The sequence below is a fragment of the Niastella soli genome (assembly GCF_017742245.1).
GTDB classification, from domain to species: domain Bacteria; phylum Bacteroidota; class Bacteroidia; order Chitinophagales; family Chitinophagaceae; genus Niastella; species Niastella soli.
Genome location: NZ_JAGHKO010000011.1, coordinates 81064 through 100238 on the forward strand (window position 1 = coordinate 81064; position 19175 = coordinate 100238).

Consider the following 19175-nt stretch of genomic DNA (forward strand, 5'->3'; position numbering starts at 1 on the left):
AAATTTACTTATTTTAGACAATTAATAAAGTGTCTAAAACATCCGGAACATATTGCGAACAAAGTGTGACCCTACGATTGCAAAAGGGCGATAGTGATGCATTTCTGGAATTGTACAACCAATACCATCAGCCACTTTATCATTACGTACTTCGTTTTGTTAAATCGCCTGCTATTGCTGAAGATATTTTGCAGGACGTATTCCTCAAAATATGGGAGATCAGGACCCGGATCAACCCTGACCTTTCTTTCAAATCTTACCTGTACCGGATCTGCCGGAACAGTGTTTTTAAGCTTTTAAAAAAGATTGCCGTCGACGAAAACCTGCGGGTGCAGGTTTTTCAACAGTTTGCGCAATCGGTTGCGGATGCTGACCTGAAAGTTTTATGGCAACAATATGAAACACTTTTACAGGCTGCTTTCAATCGACTGCCACCCCAGCGCCAGAAAGTGTTCAGGCTTTGCCGGGAAGAAGGAAAGACCTATGAACAGGTTGCTGCAGAACTGGGTATCTCCCGCAATACCGTAAAAGAACATATGGTATTGGCCATGAAACTCATCAGGGAACATCTTGATCAATTTGGCGATAACCCCACTCACTTTATATTTTTGCTATTTCTTATTAAAGAGATCCCCGCTACCTTCACCAGTTTGTCATGACCTGATTTTTTTTTCTCAGGCACCCACCCATATCCCTCAATTGAGGATATTATATATTGATTATGCCGGAAACTAAAGAATACTATAGCCAGCTTTTAGCTGACTACCTGAATAATTCCTGCACACCCCAACAGGTGGAGGAGTTGATGCAATGGCTTCAACAGGATGCTGCCAATCGTGTGTTATTGCAGCTGCTTCAGGCTGAATTTAATAAAGCTATGGAAACGGACGTGGAAGTACCTGCTGAGCTCAGCAACCGACTGCAGGCCCGTTTAATTATGGCTGTTCAACCACCTCCATCCAGGTCGTATAAACTATTTTATCGGGCAGCGGCTGCTGCGATCCTTGTGCTGATGCTGGGCGCTGGCTGGTTTTACCTGCAGAAAAAAGGAGTGGTAAAAAAGGGCTCCCCTGATACTGCTTCCACCCGGCCTGTTCAAATCCCGAAAATAAAAAAGGGGGGCGCATTTATAACGCTGGCTAACGGTGAGCAGATTGAATTGGATAAAATAGGAAATGGCCCGTTGAGCGGTCACGATAATATTATAAAACTGGCTAATGACCGTATTACATATGATACTGCATTAAACCCCAATACCGGCACTACTTATCATACATTAACTGTTCCGCGGGGAATTAAAATGATGCAGATCTCCCTGGCTGATGGAACGCTGGTGTGGCTGAATACCGGTTCCTCAATAAAATATCCCACCAGTTTTACCGGCAATGAAAGAAGGGTTGAATTGACAGGGGAGGCCTATTTTGATGTAAAGCATGATGCTGCTAAACCCTTTGCCGTTCGTACAAAAGATATTACCGTAAATGTGTTAGGTACCCGGTTCAATGTAAGCGCTTATGACGATGACGAACAATGTAATGTTGTGTTGGAAAAAGGAAGCGTGGCCTTAAGTGCTAAAGGCGCTACCGGGATACTTACAAAACAGCTGGTGCCTGGTAATTTGGCCAGCTTTAAGCCAGGTGGGGAGCGTATAGCCATAGCAGCTGTCAATACGGAAGAGTATGTGTCGTGGAAAATGGGATACCTCCTGTTTAAACAAGTGCCATTGGAGCAGATCGTGAAGCGGGTTTCCAGGTATTATGATATTCAAATTAACACGAGTGAGCTTGCCCATAGTGATGAGACATTTTCGGGAAGACTCGATCTGCAAAATAACATCACCGCCGTGATGGACCTGGTGTGCCTTGGTACTTCCTATATCTATTTACCAAAAGAACAAAAACTGGCTTTAAAAAAATAAATGCGATATAACCAAATTTGTAACTAACTGCTAACGTATGAAAATTAATTGCTGCAAACGTCCTGGTCGGGGACGTTCCAACCTGCTATTTTTAAAGATCAAGTTCACCGTTTTTCTACTATTCCTGGGCATGTTGAGTGTGTCGGCAACAACTTATTCTCAGAATACCCGGGTTGATCTTAATCTGAAGGATGCCACCTTGCCTGAATTATTTGATGCCATACAAAAGCAAACGGATTATCTTATTTTTTACCGGGACAAATTGCTGAAAAAGGAACTGAGAAAAACGGTCCATTTTGAATTAAAGAACGCGGCTGTTGCGGATGTGCTTACCCTTGCACTGGCCGAAACCGGGTTGACCTATACTGTTAATGGCAGACAGATAATCATTACTCCTAAAGAGGAGGCAACTACCGGTGTCCTCCAACGCGACTCTTCTATCGAGGGGATTCAGCTAGTTGATCCACCGAAAGCCGCAATTACTACTGTTACCAACCGACGCGATACCTCACTGGCCATCAGGGGCCGGGTGTATGATACGCATGAACCGCCTGTTGCGCTTTCCGGGGTTACCATCACGGTTAAAGGCACATCGGTTAGTGCTACTACAGATGCCGATGGATATTTTAGTATCAGGGTCAGCAAATATGAGGTGCTTGTTTTCTCAAGGGTCAGTTTCAAACCTGTTGAATATACTGTTTCGAAAAGCGACAATGCACTTAATATTTCAATGAAGGAAGTGGTGAACGACCTGGAACAGATCGTAGTGGTTGGTTTGTCGGAACAAAAAAAGAAACACATTGCCAGTTCGGTTGCCACCCTGGATGTTTCTTCGAATATAACCGGAAAACCTATAACTACCTTATCACAAAGTTTGCAGGGTGGGGTTACGGGATTACAGGTAACACAAAGTTCCGGCTTGCCGGGCGGGGATGCTGCTGCCATAAAGATCAGGGGCATCAGTACATTGGGTAATTCCGATCCGTTGGTACTGGTAGATGGCATTCCCATGGATATGAACTACATCGACCCGGTGACCGTTCAAAGCGTTACGGTGCTGAAAGATGCAGCCGCCGCTGCCATTTATGGAGCCCGGGCTGCCAACGGCGTAATTGTCGTTACTACAAAAAGGGGTATTCCGGGTAAGGTATCTGTTACCTACGATGGGTATGTAGGGATACAATCGCCCGCCTGTTTGCCAAAGGTGGTAGAGGCGCCTGAATATATGCGCATGTACAACGATGCGCAGGTAAATGCCGGAAAAGCACCTTCTTATTCCGATAGTGATATTGTAAATACCATTAATGGGGTTGATCCGGTGCGTTATCCCAATACCAACTGGATCGATGAAGTGATAGATCAGCAAGCACCGCTCACCAGCCATTCGCTTGCCGTGAGTGGCGGTAATAACGTGGCCCGTTTTGCATTGACCGGTAATTATCTGTATCAGAAAGGGATGCTGCCAATAAACAATACCGGCAGGTTTAATATCAGGGCCAATACTTCTGTTACGCTTAGTAAGAATTTTACCGTTAACCTCGATATGCTGGCCATTAAAAGAAATGTACTTACGCCTAACCGTACGGCAGGTAACAATGGTAATCGTTTGCTTGAAGATATTTACCGGGTCCCACCTACCATCTTACCCAAATATCCCAAAGTGGATGGAAGGATCATTTACGGTCGGTATGTAGATATCGTTAACCCCGTAGCATATGCTGAAAGAGGTGGACAGCGTAAATTTGAAAGCGGACAAACCAGTATTAATCTTCAGCCCAAATGGCGGGTAATACCAGGGTTGAATCTACGCGGCCAGTTCAGTTTCCGATTGAACAGCGACGTTACCCGGGATACCCGCAATACGTACAATTTTTTTGATTACTACACCGGCCAGCTGTTACAAACCTGGACGATGCAGCGTGCTGTGTCTTCTGCGCGCACTACCTATTATTACCTGGGCGCCAATGCCGATTATACCCTTACCCGCGGCAACCATATGATCTTTGCCATGGCCGGATATTCTCAGGAAGAAACCAATTCAGGCGACTGGGATGTGTCCTCCCTGATCTCTGCCTATGCAAAGCTGAATTATTCTTACAAAAATAAATACCTGTTTGAAGGTACCGTACGCACCGATGGTTCTTCGCGGTTCAGTCCGAATAACAGATTTGGCTATTTCCCTTCGGTTGCACTTGGGTGGAATGTGCATAATGAGAACTTCCTGAAAAATGTAGGGTTTATAAATAATTTCAAACTAAGGGCTTCCTACGGTTACCTGGGTAATGAAAATATCGGGTTGTACAAATACCAAACGTTGATCAATTCTTCCAGCGGCGTTGAAACAACATATGGCAATCCCGATATCACCTGGGAAACGGTGCATATGGCAGATGCCGGCGCCGATATAGGATTGTTCAATGGTAAGCTGGAATTCATTGTAGATTATTATAATAAAACAACCAATAACATTATTCTGAATCCTGCCTTGCCGTTGGTTGGTGGGTTTGAAGGTGAGGTGCCGGTGAATGCGGGTAAAGTGGAGAACAAAGGATGGGAGGTGTCGATGAATTACAATAGCAAGGTGGGGAAGAATGCAAGCATCTCTATACGTCCCGGCGTTTCATACAATACCAACACCATTTTAAGTCTGGTGGCCGGCCCCTATATAAATTCAACAAGCACTACCATCAACCAGGAGGGCAGTAGTATTGGCAGTTTGTATGGTTATAAAACTGATGGACTTTTACAGGCAGATGATTTTGATAACACCGGTAAGTCGAAGGTGCCGGTTTTACCCAATGCAGCGCCAGGCGATATTAAATACCTTGACCTGAGTGAAGATGGGGAGATCAACGCAAAAGACCAGACTATCCTTGGCAATCCGGTCCCTCAATTGAACTACTTCTCCAACTTCAGGATCTCCTATAAAAAAATAGACCTTGAATTTTTATTACAGGGCACGGGTAGAAGCAATGCCGTATTGTTGGATATGTTCGCTTTACCGCTGGACCTAAGTAAAGATGGCGGTGTTCCTACAAAATATTACGCAGCCAATTACTGGACGCCTGAAAGGACCGGTGCGCGCTATCCCCGCTTATCAACCGCCCCGGCAAATAATAAATTATCATCAGATTTCTGGTTTCAGAACGGGGCCTATGTGCGGGTAAAATTCATCCAGCTGGGTTTGGACCTTACCTCTTCTTTTATCAGGCGTACGGGCATCAACTCTATGCGGATGTACCTCAATGCCCAGAACCCGCTCACGTTTACCAGGCTTAAATTAACCGATCCTGAAAGCCGGGGTAATCAATGGACATATGGTATTATGAAAACGTACACTATTGGTTGTAACATTCAATTTTAATTCGACACAGTATGAGATCCCTTACGCTTATTATATCGTTTGTTGCCGGAACAATTCTCCTTTCCGGTTGTAAAAAATTCCTGGAACATGATCATCCCACCAGTATTTCAGATGAAGAATGGTGGAACACCTCTGCCGATGCTACCAATGCGCTTAATTCGGTTTATGTAGGAGTGCCCGACGGTTCATCTGGCCGGCAGTTGATGTTTTTATCTGCTTTAAGCGACGAAGCGGTTGCCCGTCAAAGTACGCGCGGTGATTACGAATCGTATGTAAAAGGAATACAAAATCCCACCTGGGATGTTGGCGCTGGTATTTGGGAGGATGATTTTAAAGACATCCGGCGTGCCTGCCGCTTTCTGGAAAATGTTGACCGCTGCTTTATGGATGACTCACTGAAAACCCGATACAAATATGAAGCAAGGGCATTGCGGGCCTATTATCATATGGAGCTGATGATGTTTTTTGGCGGTATTCCTGTTATAACAACATCGGTAACGCCTGCTGAAAGTTATCTGGAACGGAAAGCGGAAACAGAAGTATATGATTTTATTGTAAGCGAGCTTACAGACTGCGCCAATCACCTGCCAGCTACTTATACAAACGCCGATCTGAAAAGGATCTCGGCAGGCACCTGCTGGTCGTTGATCAGCCGGCTTGCGTTATTCTATAAAAATTATGAGGTGGCAAAAGAGGCTGCCAGAAAGGTGATCGACCTGGGTGTGTATGAATTATATAAGACTACTTCAAACCCAAAGAACAGTTATGCTGATCTTTTTCTGTACACCGGTGAAGTAAATAAGGAAAGAATATTCTTCAGGGAGAATACCAGCGGGGGCAACCAATGGAATACGTTTGCCCCTATGGGTGTGGGTGGGAAAACAGTTATTTCTCCAACCGCAGCAGTGGTGAATAATTATGAAACCAAACAGGGAAAAACGATCTGGGAGTTGGGGGCCGATTCGGCTGCTATTTATCAAAAAGATCCCAATTACAAAAACAACCGCGATCCGCGTTTGATCGCTTCCATATTGTTGCCTGGCCAAACCTATTCCTCTTATGTGTTGAAGCCGTTTGATGCGGCACAAAGCAACCTCGACCGGCTGGGTGCACAAAATGCAACGGCTACAGGTTTTTGGGTAAATAAATACCTCGACCCCAAGGATCGCACCGGAACACGGACCCTCGATTATATGATCATCCGCTATGCGGAAATATTGCTCAACTATGTGGAGGCATTGGTGGAGCTGGACAAATGGAGTGATCCCGATGTAGTGAAATACCTGAACGACATTCGCGCCCGCGCCACCATGCCGCCTGTAGATGTTGCAAAATATAATACAAAGGAAAAACTGCGGGAACTGGTACGCCGGGAACGGCAATCAGAGCTTGCTTTTGAGGGCGGCCGCTTTTATGATATCCGTCGTTGGGGCATTTTAGGCAATGTCATGAATGGGCAGGTATATGGAGCTATTGACCCCGCCACCAATCAACCGGTAAAAGTAGAAGTGCGGTCCTGCAATGTAGCCCGGGATTTTCGCTGGCCGGTGCCACAAAGGGAGATACTTGCGAATACACATATGGCGCAGAATGATCTGTATTGAGTTGACGGGTTGACCAGTTTATGAGGGAGACGGTTGATATTAGTTCATGAGTTCATGAGTTCTTGAGTTTTGCGCGAAGCGCTACGCCGTCTGCCCTCTGCCGAAGTTGAGGCTGAGCATAGGATCTTTCAAGTTTCCCGTTTCAAGCTAGCCTAAAGCAAGACTAGCTATTAGTCGGAGATTGCCGATTGCCGATTGCCGATTGCCGATTGCCGATTGCCGATTGCTCTCGGCTGAGCCGAGACCGATTGCCGATTGCCGATTGCTCTCGGCTGAGCCGAGGCCGATTGCCGATTGCTCTCGGCTAAGCCGAGACCGATTCACGGACCTGAGCGAAGCGAAGGACCGGGTTTGCCGTTTGCCGTTTCACGTTTGCCGTTTCACGATTTTAAATTCCAATAACAATTAAAAAACAAACAGTATATAAATGAATAGAAGAAATCTTATAAAGCAGTTGGGTTTAAGCATAGGCGCAACAGTTATAGGCTCAGAAGCAGTAGCCCGTTTGGCAGATGGAACACAGGTTTATGAGATACCTGGTAATCCCTTACACAAACGAATTGATAAACCCGTTACTGCCATTACGCTGGGGGCGGGTGGCCGTGGGAATGTGTATGGGAACTTTGCCGCCAAATATCCCAACCTCTTAAAGATCGTTGGGGTGGCAGAACCTATCCCCATTCGAAACGAACGATATGCCGCCAAACACCAGATCGCCGATACCAACCGGGTTGATACCTGGGAGCGGATATTCGAGCGGCCGAAATTTGCCGATGCCATTATTATTACAACGCCCGATAATCTGCACTATGCGCCTTGTATGAAAGCGCTGGAAATGGGTTATGATGTGCTGCTGGAAAAACCCATTGCGCCAACAGAACAAGAATGCCGTAACATACTTGCGCTGGCGAAAAAAACGGGTCGTATTGTTGCCGTATGCCATGTACTGCGTTATGCCCCTTACTTTGTAAAAATGAGAGAATTGATAGCACAGGGGAGCATAGGCGAGGTGATGAGCATACAACACCTGGAACCTATTGAACACAGGCATATGGCGCATTCCTATGTAAGAGGTAACTGGCATAACTCCAAACAAACAACGCCCATTATTCTGGCCAAATCGTGCCACGACCTGGATATCATAAAATGGATCATTAATAAACCCGCCAAACAGGTTGTTGCCATGGGCGATCTGAAATGGTTCAAAAAAGAAAATGCACCGGCTGGAAGCACAGCACGATGTACGGATGGTTGCACTGTAGAGCGCACCTGTCCGTATTCTGCCATCCGAACGTATCTCGATAAACGGGAACGGGTTGGCGTATTCGATCTGCCAGATGATAAAACAAAACATGCCGACGCGATCATGGAGAAATTACGCACCACCAATTACGGCCGTTGCGTATACCGTATGGAGAACGACCAGCCCGATCATTATGTTACCAATATCCGGTTTGGAGATAATGTTACAGCCAGTTTCTCTATGGAGGCATTTACCTCATATGGCGGACGCCGGACCCGCGTTATGGGTTCTATGGGCGATATGGTGGGCGATATGACTGAACTGGTGGTCACCGATTTCAGGACCGGCAAGCAAACCAAAATGGTACCCATTGCGGAGGATGTAGAAGGATATAAGAATAACGGGCATGGCGGAGGCGACTGGCTGCTGGCGCATGATTTTGTACAGGCCGTAGCACAGCAAGATCCCAAATTGTTGACCTCTACCATCGATGAGTCTATTGAAAGCCATATTATGGGTTTTATGGCTGAAGAAAGCAGGAAGAAAAACAAGATCATGGATATTAAACTGTAACCCCTTAAAAAAGACAGGTGTAAACATAAAAAGCCCCGGTGTGGAAACATCGGGGCTTCAGTAATTAGTACTGATCAGTGTATTATTAAAACAGTTGACCAGCTGATTTGACTAAAGGTTTTTAATAATTATTCTTTTCTTTTTTCATATTAAAAAATTTCTTCCTTTTTGAGCCCGCTTAGCCCCTCCCGGCTGGTGGGGTGGTGATGGCCGTATGGTTTAGGAGGTTGCCGTTAAAATCGTATATTTATAAGGTTACCAATTCAACCACGATTGCATGCAGCCATTCACTCAAACCAATACCCTCATTGTTGGGGCCGGTATTTCGGGGCTGGCAACTGCTGCCTGTTTGAAACGGCAGGGCATTGAATATGTTGCTATTGAAAAACATGCCCAGGTAGCCAGCGCCTGGCATAACCACTATCACCGGTTACACCTGCACACCAACAAACGGATCTCTCAATTACCATACAGGAAATTCGGAAAAAATATCCCCCGCTATCCAAGCCGGCAACAGGTAATTGACTATTTAAACGACTACCAGCAGACATTCAATATTCAGCCGGTTTTTAATACTATTGCTACGGCTATAAAAAAGGAGGGGGACTATTGGCTGACTCAAACTACCAATGGGAACTTTCAGTCTGAATTTTTAGTAATGGCTACCGGCCCTTACGGAAAACCAAAACCTTTTGTGCTACAGGGAATGGAAACTTTTCCCGGAAAAATATTACACAGTGCTGCCTACAAAACAGGTAAAGATTTTGTTGGACAAAAAGTGCTGGTAATTGGTTTTGGTAACTCTGCCTGTGAAATTGCGATTGACCTGTTTGAACAGGGGGCCACACCTGTTATGGCTGTTCGTTCTGCTGTGAATATTGTTCCCCGCGATGTGCTGGGTATACCTATACTGGAGTTAAGTTTAATACTGAATTTTCTGCCACCTCGTATAGCCGATCTGTTGAGTGCGCCATTGGCAAATATCCTTATTGGTGATCTTACCTCATTAGGATTAAAAAGAAAACCTTATGGGCCGCTGGAACAGATTCAGCGGGAGGGAAAGGCGCCTGTGTTGGACATTGGGACTATCCGGCTGATCCGTAAAGGGCAGATCAAAATTGTAGGGGATCTTGATCGTATAGATGGCAAACTGGTTCATTTTAAAGAAGGAACAACACAACCCTTTGATGCCATTATTGCGTGCATTGGCTACAGCCGGGATGAGATTAAAATTATTGAAACAGATAGCAACCGTTTCGATGATCTGCGGGTAAGCGCTATCCACCAACAGTATTTCGGTAAGGATGGCCTTTATTTCTGTGGATATTATGTAAGTCCCACCGGCCAGATCCGTGAAATTAGTGGGGATGCCCGGAAGATTGCAAAGGATATTTCCCGCAGACAATAAAATTTACCCGTCGTCTTTGTTTGTATTAAATGTTCAACCCCTTTCTTTCTGTTGGTATATATTCCAAAAGCCCAGCAGCAGCACCAGTACAAAACAGGTTAAGGAGTTAAAGATCAGTTTAGGTAATTGATCAGGATGTTTGGTGAAATCTGTAAAAAAAAGCAAAGTAGAATACATGTACGGATAATAAATTATCTGGTCCCACTCCATCAATACCAGGCCTGCCATCCACAGTCCGAGCCCGGCTCCCAGCGGTATAACAAAATTTCTGAAACGTACGCTCATCCAGTATTGAATAGCCATTACACCTAATATACCGGTGTATATCCTGATTGAAAGCTGCAACATTAGATGCCAGGGTATGGTTTTATGAGAAAAGCTATACTCATTTTGGAAAGCATTAATTGTATACGCTGAAGTGATCATGAATAAGTTGAACAGAATAAGAAAGCTTATGGTAAGTATTTGTACGATCACAATCTTGGAAAAGAAAATATCAGCATATTTTCTTGGTGACGTATACACCTGTTTCCAGGTCATATTCCTGAATTCCAGTTGCAGTACAAGATTTATAAGCAGGATAACATAAAACGGCAGGATCACTGCTGCGGTGTTTTTCCAGTTGTAACGCAAAAAAGTAACCCACGGAGTGCTCCTGAATTTGGGTATCATATCCGTAGCTTTCTCAATACAAATTATTGCATTGATGGCTGGAATAAAACCGGCCGCCAGCAGTGTTAACCAAAAGGCGCTGGTATGCCGCAATTTCAAAAATTCAGACCGGGTGTTTAAATAAAAGGAGGTTGTCATACATTATTCAGATGTGATGTGAACGAATAGATCTTCGAGGTTGTGCCTGGTAACGCATATCTGGTACACTTCTATTCCATGCTGAACCAGCAGGGCATTCAATTTTGCCGTATGTTGCGAACTGACAAAATCTACTATTATCTTTCCTTCGACTGTTTTAACGGAAAATTGATTGGCCAGCAATTCCATCGCCGCTGTTACATCATTTATTTCCATTTCTATTACAGATCTGGATGCTTTGATCTGTTGTAAGTCAGTTAACGTGCCTTCAAACAACATTCTGCCTTTATGGATAATACCTACCTGTGTAGCTGTTTTTTCAATTTCATGAAGTAGATGGCTCGATACCAGAATGGTTTTACCATATTGCCTGTTAAGTGTTATTATAAGTTCACGCATTTCAATGATACCGCCTGGGTCAAGACCATTTGTTGGTTCATCCAGGATCAATAGTTCCGGATCATGTAGCAAGCTTAGGGCAATGGCCAGTCGCTGTTTCATGCCCAGTGAATAGGCGCGTACCTTTTTATGACGGGCATCGGTAAGGCCAACGATTTTTAACACTTCATCTACGCGTTTCCTGGTAACCTGATAAGTTAGCCGGAAAACCTCCAGATTCTCAGCTCCGGTAAGATGTTGGTATAAGGAAGGCTGTTCTATGAGGGATCCGATCCTTTTCAGCAGCCCAGTCCTGTTCGTCATAAGGTTTGATCCAAAAATGCTGATAAGTCCTTTCTGATCTTTTAGTAAACCCAATAATAAGCGTAGTGTAGTTGTTTTGCCGGCTCCATTTGGGCCTAAAAAACCATAGATGCTTCCAGCAGGGATCTGCATCGAAATGTCATCCAGCGCTTTTTGATTGTGGAAGCTGTAAGACAGTTGATCGATCTGCACTATAGCGTTGCTCATGTGGAATGGATTGGTTTCGGTATAAAACTGCTAATAATTTGAACAACCGGAAAATGAATTCAATCAACAGGCATATTATTTATACGAACCGGACTTTTCTGCCGGTCAATATTTTACCATGAAAAAGGCGTGGTAACAGGGAATATTCACTAATTTCCCAATATGAAAAAGATTGTTGCGGGGCATATTGCAGTATGGGCACTGGCTTCCTCTTTTTTTTTGATTCCGTTATATTTATTCGGTTTTACTAACAGGACCCTGTATGCTATTCTTTGTTTCCTGACATATATAATTGTATTTTATGTTAATACGCTATGGATCCTTCCCCGTTGGATAAAAGAAAGGCAATTTCAATGGCTGGTGCTTCACTGGTTGCTTTTAATACTATTGTGTACGGTCATTAGCCTGGCGTTCAACCATTTTTTACATGTATTTACCCGACGCGGGAATTTTAAATTAGAGCTCGTCAATACATTTTTAAGAACCCTTTTATTTGTAACAATTATAATATTAGCCGGAGTTACCTACCGGTCTATTATCGACTGGTTCAGGAACGAGCAGCAGAGGCAACAACTTGAAAACGAAAAATTGCGGACCGAACTTGATTTTCTAAAGGCGCAAACCAATCCGCATTTTCTTTTTAACACACTAAATAACATCTATGCTTTGGCTTGTCAGCAATCGGTAAAAACGGCTGGTGCGGTCATGAAGCTGTCAGAGATCATGCACTTTATGATTTATGAGAGCGGAAACGGACTGGTGCCTGTTGCACGCGAGATTTATTATATTGATCAACTGATCGAATTACAGGAACTAAGAACGGCCGGCCGGCTGATGCTTGAGTTTTCGGTTACGGGAGATACCACTGGTTATTCTTTGGCTCCGCTCATACTTATGGCCCTGGTTGAGAATATTTTTAAACATGGTGTGCTGAACGATGAAAAACATCCTGTTTTCATTAATCTGTATATAAATGAAGGAAAGTTGCAGTTCTCTGCTAAGAATAAAATTAATCACGCAGCCAGTGGTTTGCCGGGAGGGATCGGATTGGCAAATGTGCGTCGGCGAATAGAACTGTTGTATCCCCAAAAGCATCAGTTTTCTATAACAAGTGACAATGTATATTATTCAGTATTTTTAGAGCTCCAACTTATATGAATCAGGATACTCCGATAATTGGTTGTATTGTTGTAGATGACGAGCCGCTGGCTCTCGGTATATTAGCCGAATACATACAAAAGGTTCCTTTTCTTAAATTGCTCGGTACCTATAGCGATCCCGTAATGGCACTGAATGCTATGCAACAACAGGTAGTGCATTGTATTGTTTTGGATATTCAGATGCCCGCTTTAAATGGATTGCAACTGGCGACAATGCTTTCGCCCGATTGTAAAGTGATCTTTACCACTGCCCATCCGAATTATGCTGTTCAGGGCTTTGAATTGAATGCAACTGATTATCTCTTAAAACCGGTTTCCTTCGAACGTTTTTTAAAAGCCGTAAACAGAGTGCTCAACCTGTTGCACGCTAAACCGGTCTTGACTGGTACGAGTGGTGAAGGATTGGTGGATACCAATGAAGTTCTGTTTGTAAAGAATGACTACAAGATCGTAAAAGTTTTAGTATCGGACATCCTGTATATCGAAGGATTGAAAGAATACATTACTATTTATACATCAGATAAGAAGATCATTACGCTTCAAAATATGAAAAAAATGGAAGCCGTTTTACCAGCAGGTCGTTTTGTACGCGTGCATAGGTCTTACATCGTTGCACTGGATAAAATAGATCACATCAGTAAAAACCGCATATTCATTCGCCAGACTGTTATACCGGTAGGTGACACCTACAAAGAATCCTTTTTTTTACTGGTAAATAACAAAAATCTTTTCTAACTCTTTTAAACCCAGCTATATATAAACGTGTATTTGACGTTTATGTTTGTCCTAATTATTTTTATATTTGCTTGTAGCGTTTTTTTAAATGGGTCCTTATTCTAACTAAACCGCTACCCAAAACTTGCTTACAAATTATACCAAACGATTGCTTGTCCAGCTTGGACTTCTGCTTGCTATATTATCAAGCTGTTTTCCTGCCATTGGCGGCGACTCCATACCTATCGGCCGGCTGAATATAGACCGTGGCCTCTCTAATAATTCCGTTCGGTGTATTTTTCAGGACCATAATGGTTTTATGTGGTTTGGCACGTATGACGGATTAAACCGGTACGACGGTCATGACTTCAAAGTATTTAGGAACGTCCTGGAAGACACCAATTCGCTGCCTCATAATTTTATCTACGTGATCACGGAAGACAGCTCCTGTAATTTATGGATCGGTACAGGCCAGGGGATTGCCATTTACGATATGGTAACGGGTAAATTTCATTTGGCATCCTACCAGCAGCAAAACAATAGCCCCCAATACCGGATCACAAGCCACGTTGGTAGTATGGCCGTTGACAAAGCCGGCAATGTATATGTTGGCACTAATGGAATGGGGCTTATGGTGGCGACAAAAGGCAGCCGTACTGCAACGCAGGTGCCCCTGTTGGAACATGGTAGCTGGACAAATGATTACAATGTTACTTCTATTCAATTGGACAGAACAGGTAAGGTGTGGTTATTTATTGCACGCCTGGGATTGTACCAGTATAATGAAAAAACACAGCAAATTGTTCCTGTAAATACAACCCTTACGGATGCTTCAGTTATACAATTTGATAAAAAGGACAACCTGTGGATAGGCGCCACCGCCGATCTGTATCAATACCAACCAGCCACTCGTTCCCTGCAACTCAAATATGCCGGGCAAAGTAGTAACCGGCAGCCAAACAGGATTGCCAGTTTACTGGTAGACAAAGAGGACAATATATGGGTCGGCACACACGGTGGCGGCGCCATGATCTTTGACCGGGAAGGACTTCCCCTAAAACAGTTGCAGGCTGGCGATAGTCCCTACGAGCTATCAGGTGAAGTAGTGTCGGCGGTATATGAAGACCGGGACGGACGAAAATGGATAGGAACACTCAATGGCGGTATTGATATCTATAATCCCGAACAGCAATTCTTTCATACTATCTCGCATACCCGGTTTGGTAAGAACGACCTGGTGAGCAATTTCGCTTCCTGTTTCCTCGAGCATAGCGATGGAACAATTTGGGTTGGAACGGATGGTGGCGGGCTCAGCATCTGGGACAGGAAAACGGGCCGCTTTTCCAATTATAAAAATAATGCCCGAAACGCGGGTTCACTGACCAACAACCATGTAAGCAGTATTATTCAGGATTACCAGGGAGATGTATGGATAGCCACTTTTGGCGGCGGCATCAGTAAGTGGGACCGGATAACAAAAACTTTTACCCCTTACAAGTGCCGGAATGAAGTGGCAGGCATGGAGAACGATAATGTGTGGATCATGTTTGAGGACACGAACAAGGTATTGTGGGCAACTACTTTTGGCAATGGAATGCTGTATTATTTAAACCGCGAGAAAGACCGCTTCGAAATGTTTAGCCAGCACCTGGTAGACCTGTTATCTATTTACCAGGATAAAGACGGTGTATTATGGGCCGGTACGGCGCATGATCTGATCAGGATCGACCGGGCTGATAAAAAACATGTTCGTTATGAGATCGGTAAACCGGTACGTGCCATCCTTGAAGACCGGGCCGGTAATATGTGGATAGGTGCGGAAGGGGGCGGGCTGATACTTTTTGACCGGCAAAGCGGCAAATTGGTAAAACGCTTTACGGTAAAAGATGGACTGTCGAACAATGGCGTATTGAACATCCTGGAAGATGGCAACGGCAACCTTTGGATGAGCACGTTCAACGGGTTATCGCAGTTCAATCCTGCAACTAATATTTTCAGGACCTATTATCAGGATGATGGGCTGCAAAGCAACCAGTTTTTGTATGGTGCCGCCCTGAAATTCCACAGCGGCGAAATGCTATTTGGTGGTATTCGTGGGTTTAACATTTTTAACCCTGCATTCATTCCGGTTGCAAAAAACAACCCGGCCGTGCTTATAACAGATATGCAGATCAACAACCAGCCATTGTCGCAGGCTGGCGCATATATAAAACAAACGTGGCAGGGAAAAATAACCACTATTCAAATGCCATTCAACGATGCATCCCTGTCTGTCGATTTTGCTGCACTGGAATATGGTAAACCTAACAAGATCAGTTATGCGTTTTTCCTGGAAGGCTGGGATAAGGACTGGAACTATGTCGGGAACACGCGCCAGGCCAATTATACCAAATTACATGAAGGTAACTATGTGTTACACATCAGGGCCACCAATACGGAAGGCAACTGGTCGTCAAATGAAATGACGCTACAGATAAAAGTGCTGCCCCCCTGGTACCGGTCGTGGTGGGCTTATAGCCTGTATGTAATACTATTTATTTGGGCGGTTGTATTTTATCAACGCTATAGAATAAACCAGGCCAAACTTAAATATGATGTAGCGCTGGCAAAAGCAAACGCCAGTAAAGAAAAGGCGGAACGCGAAAAAGCAGAAGCAGAATATAAGATCCACCTTGCCGAAACCGAGATGGAAAAAATAAGAGTGGAGAAGGAACAGGAGGTCAATGATAAGCGGCTGTCTTTTTTTACCAACATCACGCATGAATTCAGGACACCCATCAGTTTGATCATTAATCCTGTAAAAGAACTGCTTCAGGGCAGCGATATACATAAAAAGGACCAGGGCGCCCTGAAAGTTGTTTATCGCAATGCCCGCCGGTTGTTAAGCCTCGTTGATCAATTGCTTTTATTCCGCAAGGCAGAAGCCGGGGCAGACCGGCTGCGGATCGTAAAACTTGATCTCCCTGTTTTATGCAAAGAGGTTTTCCTGGCGTTTGAACACCAGGCACAAACCAGTAATATACAGTACACCTGCAAAACACCTCCTGGTCCCGTTGAGATCTATTCCGATCGCGAAAAACTGGAGATCGTTTTTTTAAACCTGTTGTCCAACGCTTTTAAGTACACACCGGCCGGCGGCAGCATTACCATGGAATTGACCTGCAATACCGATACGGTAACCTTGTCGGTGAAAGATACAGGTTATGGCATTCCCGCCCATGTAGGCGAACAATTGTTCGAACGCTTTTACCAGGTACAGCAAAATACACCGGCTAAACCTGGTTTTGGGATTGGTTTATATCTTGTAAAGCATTTCATCAACAGCCTGAAAGGTACCGTGTGGTATGAAAGCGGGGAGGGAACAGGAACGGTATTTTATATTCAGCTCGGGAAAGGGTGCCAGCATATTGACGAGGAACTGATAGAGTCGTCAGCAACGCCATCAACCGGTATTTTTGAGGAACTGATTGACGCAGAGTACGCACCTGAAATGCCTGCTAAGGACGCGAACAGATTAAGCGAGCTCGATGCACTGGTGAGTGAAAAAAAGTCTATCCTGCTTGTGGATGACGATAAACAAACGGTTGCTTACCTGTCTGGGCTCTTTGCAGACAATTTTATTGTCTTTACTGCTGATAATGCTACAGACGGTTTAAAGCTGGCCGGGAAACAGATCCCCGATATAATTATCAGTGATATCAATATGGAGGGCGTTAGTGGCATTGAGTTTTGTATCAATATCAAAGAAGATCCCCATTTAAGTCACATCCCGGTCATTCTGCTCACCGGCAACAGCGCGCAGCAAACCAGGCTGGAAGGGTTGGAGGGAGGCGCAGACGATTATATCACCAAGCCGTTCGATAAAGATCTCTTGATGGCGCGGGTGCAAAATATTCTCAAAAGCCGAACCTCTCTACAAAAGTATTTCTACAATACGATCACCTTTGGAAAGACCGCTTATAAAGTAGCACCCGAATACCAGCAATTTCTTGATAACTGCATCCGGATCGTTGAAGTACACCTCGATAATCCGGACTTTGGGATAAAAATGTTAGCCACTGAGCTGCACATGGGACAATCGAACCTGTACAAGAAAATCAAATCGATCTGCGGTCAGCCGCCAACAGCATTTATCCGGTTTATCCGGCTTCGCAAGGCGGCCAAATTACTTATGGAAACCGATAATAATATTACCCAGGCCGCATTTGAATCGGGTTTCAATGATCTCAAATATTTCCGGGAACAATTCACCAAACTATTTGGACTAAGACCCTCTGACTATGTAAAAACCTATCGCCGGGGCCGCGGTAAACATCCCGCCGCTGAGGACAACGATGATATTTAGCCGCTGGACCGCTTTTTAAATATTAATTTCCCCCTGTTTATTCCTGATTACCCCCTGTCAACGGCAGGGGTAACCTGTATTTTGCAGCTCCCGGGAACTGGTTCCCGGCGTTTTAAACTTATTAAATTGAGCTCAGGCTTATGAATTACTACAAAAGATCATTTTGTATGCTGATAGTGTTCAGTATACTGCTGACAGGCTGTTCCGGTCAGACAAAAGCACCCTACAAGCCCTCATTCACTCCAGGTGCTGTTTGGCTGGATGCAAACGGGGAAGTGATCAATGCACATGGGGGAGGGCTCTTGTATGAGAAAGGGACCTATTACTGGTTTGGTGAGAAAAGAGGAAAACGGGCCTCTGAAGGGGTAAATGTATATTCATCAAAAGATCTGTACCAATGGAAAATGGAAGGCCTGGCTTTGGCACAATCGCAGGATAGTGCCAGTGATATTGCAGTTGGCTGCATCATGGAAAGACCTAAAGTGATCTACAATGCCCGGACAAAAAAATATGTAATGTGGTTTCACCTGGAGTTGAGCGGACAGGGGTACAAGGCCGCAAGGGCCGGCGTTGCGATTAGCGATAAGGTAACAGGACCTTACCGGTTTTTAAAAAGTTTCCGGCCTAATGATAACATGTCAAGGGATATGACCCTTTTTGTTGATGAGGATGGTAAAGCTTATCATATTTATTCCTCCCGGGAAAACTACGATTTGCGAATTGTACAATTGAGTGATGATTATACTGCTGCTACAACAAAAGACAAGCTCTTGTTCAGCGAACATCGGGAAGCGCCTGCTATTTTTAAATACAATAAAAAGTATTATCTCATTACCAGTGGTTGCACGGGATGGGCGCCGAATAAGGCAGGCATTCATGTGGCAGACTCTTTATTCGGAGAATGGGTGTCGGCAGGCAATCCGTTACAGGGCAATGGGGCAGATTCAACCTATGGCGGACAACCTACTTATATCCTTCCTGTAGCAGGAAAAAGGTCTTCTTTTATTTTCATCGCTGATAAATGGAACCCAAAAGATTTAAAAGATAGTCGCTATTTTTGGCTGCCAATTGAATTCAGGGACGGAATGCCATTTATTGACTGGCGAAATGAATGGACCTGGAATTAA

The 19175-nt window shown here is 44.4% G+C and carries 12 protein-coding genes; 10 read left to right on the forward strand and 2 right to left on the reverse strand.

What is annotated here, in order from left to right; all coding sequences use genetic code 11:
• The first annotated feature begins 65 nt into the window (after positions 1–65).
• The 6 genes from J7I42_RS26495 to J7I42_RS26520 all read left to right on the forward strand — a co-directional run bounded on the left by J7I42_RS26495 (position 66) and on the right by J7I42_RS26520 (position 10110).
• Positions 66–659: an RNA polymerase sigma factor gene (locus J7I42_RS26495; RefSeq protein WP_209141909.1), complete on the forward strand. Its 594-nt coding sequence runs from the start codon at positions 66–68 to the stop codon at positions 657–659.
• 62 nt (positions 660–721) lie between these two features.
• Positions 722–1918, forward strand: coding sequence for a FecR domain-containing protein (locus J7I42_RS26500; protein WP_209141910.1), 1197 nt, complete (start codon positions 722–724; stop codon positions 1916–1918).
• 37 nt (positions 1919–1955) lie between these two features.
• Entirely contained in the window at positions 1956–5282 is a 3327-nt protein-coding gene (locus tag J7I42_RS26505; RefSeq protein WP_209141911.1) for a TonB-dependent receptor, read from the forward strand.
• Between the two features lie 11 nt (positions 5283–5293).
• A complete protein-coding gene (locus J7I42_RS26510) occupies positions 5294–6886 on the forward strand; it encodes a RagB/SusD family nutrient uptake outer membrane protein (RefSeq protein WP_209141912.1) in 1593 nt (530 codons plus the stop codon).
• Between the two features lie 427 nt (positions 6887–7313).
• On the forward strand, positions 7314–8702 hold the full coding sequence (locus J7I42_RS26515) for a Gfo/Idh/MocA family protein (protein ID WP_209141913.1): 1389 nt from the start codon (positions 7314–7316) through the stop codon (positions 8700–8702).
• A 277-nt stretch (positions 8703–8979) separates the two neighbouring features.
• Complete coding sequence (locus J7I42_RS26520) at positions 8980–10110, forward strand: flavin-containing monooxygenase (protein WP_209141914.1); 1131 nt, start codon at positions 8980–8982, stop codon at positions 10108–10110.
• Between the two features lie 33 nt (positions 10111–10143).
• Here J7I42_RS26520 and J7I42_RS26525 read toward each other — a convergent pair whose 3' ends face one another.
• Both J7I42_RS26525 and J7I42_RS26530 read right to left on the reverse strand, forming a co-directional pair.
• Entirely contained in the window at positions 10144–10920 is a 777-nt protein-coding gene (locus J7I42_RS26525; RefSeq protein ID WP_209141915.1) for an ABC transporter permease, read from the reverse strand.
• Positions 10921–10923: 3 nt separating this feature from the next.
• Positions 10924–11829: an ATP-binding cassette domain-containing protein gene (locus tag J7I42_RS26530; protein ID WP_209141916.1), complete on the reverse strand. Its 906-nt coding sequence runs from the start codon at positions 11827–11829 to the stop codon at positions 10924–10926.
• A 162-nt stretch (positions 11830–11991) separates the two neighbouring features.
• On the opposite strand from J7I42_RS26530, the gene J7I42_RS26535 reads away from it, so the two are divergent.
• The 4 genes from J7I42_RS26535 (at position 11992) to J7I42_RS26550 (ending at position 19175) form a co-directional block, all read left to right on the forward strand.
• Positions 11992–12987 carry a sensor histidine kinase gene (locus J7I42_RS26535; protein WP_209141917.1) on the forward strand — a complete coding sequence of 332 codons (996 nt, stop codon included), beginning with the start codon at positions 11992–11994 and terminating at the stop codon, positions 12985–12987.
• The gene (locus tag J7I42_RS26540) at positions 12984–13724 is read left to right on the forward strand and encodes a LytR/AlgR family response regulator transcription factor (RefSeq protein ID WP_209141918.1); all 741 of its coding nucleotides are present in this window, start codon (positions 12984–12986) and stop codon (positions 13722–13724) included. Before J7I42_RS26535 ends, J7I42_RS26540 begins: the two co-directional genes overlap by 4 nt.
• Before the next feature lie 124 nt (positions 13725–13848).
• Positions 13849–18048 carry a hybrid sensor histidine kinase/response regulator transcription factor gene (locus J7I42_RS26545; RefSeq protein ID WP_209141919.1) on the forward strand — a complete coding sequence of 1400 codons (4200 nt, stop codon included), beginning with the start codon at positions 13849–13851 and terminating at the stop codon, positions 18046–18048.
• A 140-nt stretch (positions 18049–18188) separates the two neighbouring features.
• Positions 18189–19175 carry a glycoside hydrolase family 43 protein gene (locus tag J7I42_RS26550; RefSeq protein ID WP_209141920.1) on the forward strand — a complete coding sequence of 329 codons (987 nt, stop codon included), beginning with the start codon at positions 18189–18191 and terminating at the stop codon, positions 19173–19175.

Excerpts from the sequence above, each read along its gene's own strand:
- J7I42_RS26550 (WP_209141920.1), top strand. The coding sequence starts at position 18,189 with ATGAATTACTACAAAAGATCATTTTGTATGCTGATAGTGTTCAGTATA.
- J7I42_RS26530 (WP_209141916.1), bottom strand. The coding sequence starts at position 11,829 with ATGAGCAACGCTATAGTGCAGATCGATCAACTGTCTTACAGCTTCCAC.
- J7I42_RS26505 (WP_209141911.1), top strand. The coding sequence starts at position 1,956 with ATGAAAATTAATTGCTGCAAACGTCCTGGTCGGGGACGTTCCAACCTG.
- J7I42_RS26540 (WP_209141918.1), top strand. The coding sequence starts at position 12,984 with ATGAATCAGGATACTCCGATAATTGGTTGTATTGTTGTAGATGACGAG.
- J7I42_RS26535 (WP_209141917.1), top strand. The coding sequence starts at position 11,992 with ATGAAAAAGATTGTTGCGGGGCATATTGCAGTATGGGCACTGGCTTCC.
- J7I42_RS26500 (WP_209141910.1), top strand. The coding sequence starts at position 722 with ATGCCGGAAACTAAAGAATACTATAGCCAGCTTTTAGCTGACTACCTG.
- J7I42_RS26510 (WP_209141912.1), top strand. The coding sequence starts at position 5,294 with ATGAGATCCCTTACGCTTATTATATCGTTTGTTGCCGGAACAATTCTC.
- J7I42_RS26525 (WP_209141915.1), bottom strand. The coding sequence starts at position 10,920 with ATGACAACCTCCTTTTATTTAAACACCCGGTCTGAATTTTTGAAATTG.
- J7I42_RS26515 (WP_209141913.1), top strand. The coding sequence starts at position 7,314 with ATGAATAGAAGAAATCTTATAAAGCAGTTGGGTTTAAGCATAGGCGCA.
- J7I42_RS26520 (WP_209141914.1), top strand. The coding sequence starts at position 8,980 with ATGCAGCCATTCACTCAAACCAATACCCTCATTGTTGGGGCCGGTATT.